This is a genomic window from Occallatibacter sp. (assembly GCF_049510455.1).
GTDB lineage: Bacteria > Acidobacteriota > Terriglobia > Terriglobales > Acidobacteriaceae > Telmatobacter.
In genome coordinates, this window is record NZ_JBEKYX010000173.1 from 1 (window position 1) to 4440 (window position 4440).

A 4440-nucleotide genomic window follows, 5' to 3' on the forward strand; every position below is an offset into this window, starting at 1 on the left:
CAACTTCCTGCGAAGATCATCACTGTACGCACGCGCCATCCCTACACTCTGCCCACAAACGCTACGTCAGCAAAGTATTAAACTATATACCTATGAGGAATAGGCTCTAGATCGGGAGAATAGGGAGGCAGATAGAGCACCATCGCACCGGGAATGGCGATGGCTTGCTGGACTCCGTCCACCTTGTGGCGGCTGAGATTGTCGAGGATGACAATGTCGCCGGTCTGAAGTGTGGGGCACAGGAACTGCTTGACCCCAGCCGGGAACAATTCACCGTCCATGTGCCCGTCGACGACCATCGGAGCGGTCAGTTGATGGTGGCGCAGACCGGCGACAAAGGTCGTTGTTTGCCAATCGCCGAGGGGCGCTGAAGCGACGCACCGACAGCCCTTAGGGGCGCGGCCATGGCTTCGCGTCGTGTTGGTCGCAGCCCAGGTTTCATCGATAAAGACCAGCTTCTCGACGTCCATCGCCGGCTGAGCTTAAGTCCATGCACGCCGCGCAGCCTGCACGTCCTCACGCTCTTGCTCGCTGGCGTGCAGCGTTTTTTTTGAAGGTCAGATTCCACTTGTTCAGCTGGTGCCAAAGAGCGCCGATCTTGATCGCAATACCCTGCGAGGCCAACCGTTCTCGCAATTGCTCCAGAGTCAGTCCGGGCTCGGCAGCAATCCAGCGGCGCAAAACCGGTTCCGCTTCCTGCAGACGGGATCGGCGATGACCGCCGATCTGAAAACTGCTTCGCACCCCGGTCTCTTGCTCCCGATCCCGCACCTGATAGACATAGAAGCGGCTGACCTCAAAGCGCCGCGCGATCACCGACGGTCCATCTCCCCGAGCCAGCGCTCCAAGTACTCGATCCCGCAAATCCTGCGAATAGGATTGCATCCAGGCCTCCCTGCATCCGGCAGGAAGACTATTTCACGAAATGTAGATACTTAAATTAGAAATTTTCTAGATGTTCAACGATAGTTGGTCGAATACATTGCGAAACGGTATCCGACATTCTGGGCAAAGTATCGATACGAATCGGCAACGCAGTGTGATTCTCGGATTCTTCCGCTCACCTCGGGACGCACAAGTTCTTGTCTCCCGCCTCAGAACTCCTTTCAACGCAGATCAATCCGCGTCCCACGAGCGTTAGCAGGAACGGTGACTCCCCAGCGTTCGCCCACTTGGGTTAGCGAAGTTTCACTCCCGTCTATTAATCCGCTCCCGCTCTTCGGCGTCCAGCCCACCACCTCTACCCGATATTCATGCCACCAGGGTTTCCAGGTCCCTTCCTGCTTGCCGATGGTTACGCTCACGCTGCCATCGGCTCTCATCGAACAGGTGAAGTCAATTCGGGCAAAGATGCCCTTGCGGAAATCAAAACTGTGTCCGTCGTCCGTGTACACTTCACCCGCGCATGATTCACCCGGCGTATCGATGCCCGGAGCCAGAGGGTAGACGCGAAGAGTCAATGGCCCAGTCGGCGTCTCAGCCGTGCTCTGGGTCAGGGGAGCAATAGGGAGAATCGTGCCTCCACGTACATACACTGGCAGTTGTTCAAGGGTAGGCGTGATGCTCAAATCTTTCTGGGCGATCACCGCGTCACGCTGCTCCAAATCAAGTGGGCCGCCGGATTTGCCACGCGTAAAACGCTCGCCAGTCCAGTAGTTGTACCATGTGCCCGGCGGGAGGTGAACCGTGTAAGGAGCAATTTCTTCGGGCGATGGATTGGGGGCCACGAGGATGCGGCTGCCAAATAGGAATTCACTTCCGCCGGTGGTTATGTCTAACGGTGTGCCATTCTCGATGGCGTGAGGAAACTCGAGGAAAAGCGGCCGATCGATGGGTAGCCCATCGTGCGATGTTTCTTCGGCTACTGTGTAGAGATAGGGCATCAGCCGGTAGCGCTCTTCAATATAACGGCGGCGAATAGCCTCATGTTCCGGGCCATCAACCCACACTTCGTGCATGCGCGTTCCCTTCGCGGAGTGATCGCGGTCAATTGGTTGAAAAGCCGAAAGTTCAATCCACTTCGTCAGCAGATCTGGCGGTGGCGAGCCTGCGAATCCCCCCACGTCCGCGCCAGAAAGTGAAAGGCCGCTGAGCCCCAGATTGATGAGCTGCGGAACGCTCATGCGCATGTGATTCCAGCTAGAGCTGTTGTCGCCGGTCCACGTTGCGCTGTACCGTTGTCCGCCAGCAAAGGTAGCGCGCGTCATTACAAAGGGCCGCTCATTCGGCCGAAACGCCAGTTCACCCTCATAAGTACCGCGAGAGTTCAGCATGCCATAGATGTTGTGGATCTCAACGTGTGTTGCGGTACGTTTGCGAAATCCCGGCTCGTCAATTCGATGCCGCACATCGTTGGGCATGGTTCCACCAGGGCCGTCAAATACGGAGGGCTCATTCATGTCGTTCCAGAATCCAGCTACCCCGTCAGCGATGAACGACTTGTAGAGCGTTCCCCACCACTGTCTGGTTTGCGACTGCGTAAAGTCCGGGAACACTGCGGGACCGGGCCACACCTTTCCAACGTAAGTTGAGCCGTCAGGACGCTTCACAAAGTGATCACCGGCGACGCCCGAGTCATACGGCGCATATCCGACATTTGGCTGCTTCGCAACATGAAGATCTGTAATCACCACCAGCTTGAAATACTCGCTCTCGAGATCTCTTACCATTCCGTTGAAATCGGGAAAAGCCTGCTCGTTGATCGTAAAGGGCCAGTTTTCATGCTGAAAATCGATATCCAGCCAGAGCACATCGCAAGGGATGCGGTCCTTACGGAATCGATCCGCGACTTCGCGCAGTTGGGAACCCGGGAAGTAAGTGTACCGAGACTGTTGGAAACCGAGAGACCACAGAGGAGGCAGCGGTGTGGGACCGGTCAGCCACGCCCAATCCGTAACCACCTGCTTTGGCTCCGGACCATAAATGAGGTAATAATCGAGTGGCCCGTTCACAGCACCAAAAGTGTATTCGGCCGGGTCTGCATGACCAAAATCGAAATCCGTGCGCCACGTGTTGTCGAGGAAAACACCGAGAGTCCGTCCCTCGCTAATTTCCAGAAAGAACGGAATACTCTTGTAGATAGGATCAGTCGACTCCTGCCAGTTGAAGGAGTCGGTGTTCCACATGGTAAACGCTTCGCCGGCGCGATCAAGCGGGCCGGGCTTGTCTCCAAGGCCGAAAAAGTGATCGTTGGATGTTCGCTTTTTGCTGACGGTGAATCTAGTCCCAACCCATCGCACCGGTGCTGCATCTTCCTGCACGACTTTGCCCGCGAGATCTGCCACAGTAAGTCGAAGCTGGTCATCGAGCGTGACTCGCAACTGCCTTGTCGCAAATCCGTGCGGCTCGGCAACAACCTGTACGCCGCTGCTTCGGGCTTCGGGAAGGACTGCCCAAGATGCGTCTTCCGGTACAGCATCGCCCTTCCATACGCGTACGCGAAGAACATCGTCTCGCAGGGCCATGACTTGCAACGTCGTGTCTCCGGCTATCGCAGTTAGACCGCTAGATGCTGCGCTTAGTTGCTGAGCGTTTGTACTTACAGCGGACAAACTTAAAATGGAAAAGATTGCGATATGAATCCAGTGCGAGACAAGCGTCGACATGATCCTCCTGATTCACTTCTTCTCAAATATCCGAAACTCAAAAGCATTAAGGGAAACCGATGGAATAGAGACCTGCGTATCGTGAAACAGAGGCTCCTTCACTTCCTGCCATTCGCCTGAAGATGCTTCCACGGTCCCTCGAAAAGGCGTATTGGAAAAGTTAATGACCACCAGGAGTGCTTGATTTCCGGAGCCACGCAAGTAGCTGAGCACATGCTGCTCATCGGAGTTATGAACCCATGTGACTTGCCCGTCCAAAAGTGCGGAGTGTTGCTTGCGGAATGGAATCATGAAGTCGTAGAACTTTTGATACTCGGGGCGTATTTGCGACGATTGCCAATAGATTTTGAGAGTCTCAAACAGTGCGGGCCCGGACGAGGGAGTGGCATCTGCCGCCTCCATTCCGTTGTAGAGCAATGGAACACCATCCATGGTGAACATCAGGGCAGAGGCGGCCAGAGCGCCCGGAATTCCGTAGCGTACGATTGCCCGATCTTCATCGTGATCGTCGGAGATCATCATGTGCAAGGCGTGTTGAGGGAACTCTGCTCGTTGCTGCTCGATGATTTTGGGCAGTTCGCTGGCCGGAGCACCCTGCTTGATCACGTCGTCAAGCTTGAATAACAACGGCCACGCATAATCGAGCTGAAAGGCGCTGCGAAGGAGTTCTGGTTTCGATGCCTCGGCGAGCATGAGAATATCGGGATTCACCCGGTCCAACGCGAGACGGGCCTGCTCCCAGAAGTCAGTTGGAACTTCTCCAGCGGCATCACAGCGATACCCGTCTACCGCGAATTCCTTCACCCAATACGTGAGTACCCCGATCATGTATTGC

General features: G+C 55.5%; 4 protein-coding genes. All 4 read right to left on the minus strand.

Features of this window, described 5'->3' with window-relative positions; genetic code table 11:
* Positions 1-77: 77 nt before the first annotated feature.
* The gene (locus tag ABSG47_RS20340) at positions 78-470 is read right to left on the minus strand and encodes a transposase (protein ID WP_424172229.1); all 393 of its coding nucleotides are present in this window, start codon (positions 468-470) and stop codon (positions 78-80) included.
* Positions 471-516: 46 nt separating this feature from the next.
* Positions 517-885, minus strand: coding sequence for a hypothetical protein (locus ABSG47_RS20345; RefSeq protein ID WP_424172232.1), 369 nt, complete (start codon positions 883-885; stop codon positions 517-519).
* A 221-nt stretch (positions 886-1106) separates the two neighbouring features.
* Complete coding sequence (locus ABSG47_RS20350) at positions 1107-3464, minus strand: glycoside hydrolase family 31 protein (protein ID WP_424172238.1); 2358 nt, start codon at positions 3462-3464, stop codon at positions 1107-1109.
* A 153-nt stretch (positions 3465-3617) separates the two neighbouring features.
* A partial coding sequence (locus tag ABSG47_RS20355) for an alpha-amylase family glycosyl hydrolase (protein ID WP_424172235.1) occupies positions 3618-4440 on the minus strand: 823 nt, incomplete at its 5' end.

Bases quoted from the DNA above. Each gene is read 5' to 3' on its own strand.
- ABSG47_RS20340 (WP_424172229.1), bottom strand. From the start codon at position 470: ATGGACGTCGAGAAGCTGGTCTTTATCGATGAAACCTGGGCTGCGACC.
- ABSG47_RS20350 (WP_424172238.1), bottom strand. From the start codon at position 3,464: ATGGCCCTGCGAGACGATGTTCTTCGCGTACGCGTATGGAAGGGCGAT.
- ABSG47_RS20345 (WP_424172232.1), bottom strand. From the start codon at position 885: ATGCAATCCTATTCGCAGGATTTGCGGGATCGAGTACTTGGAGCGCTG.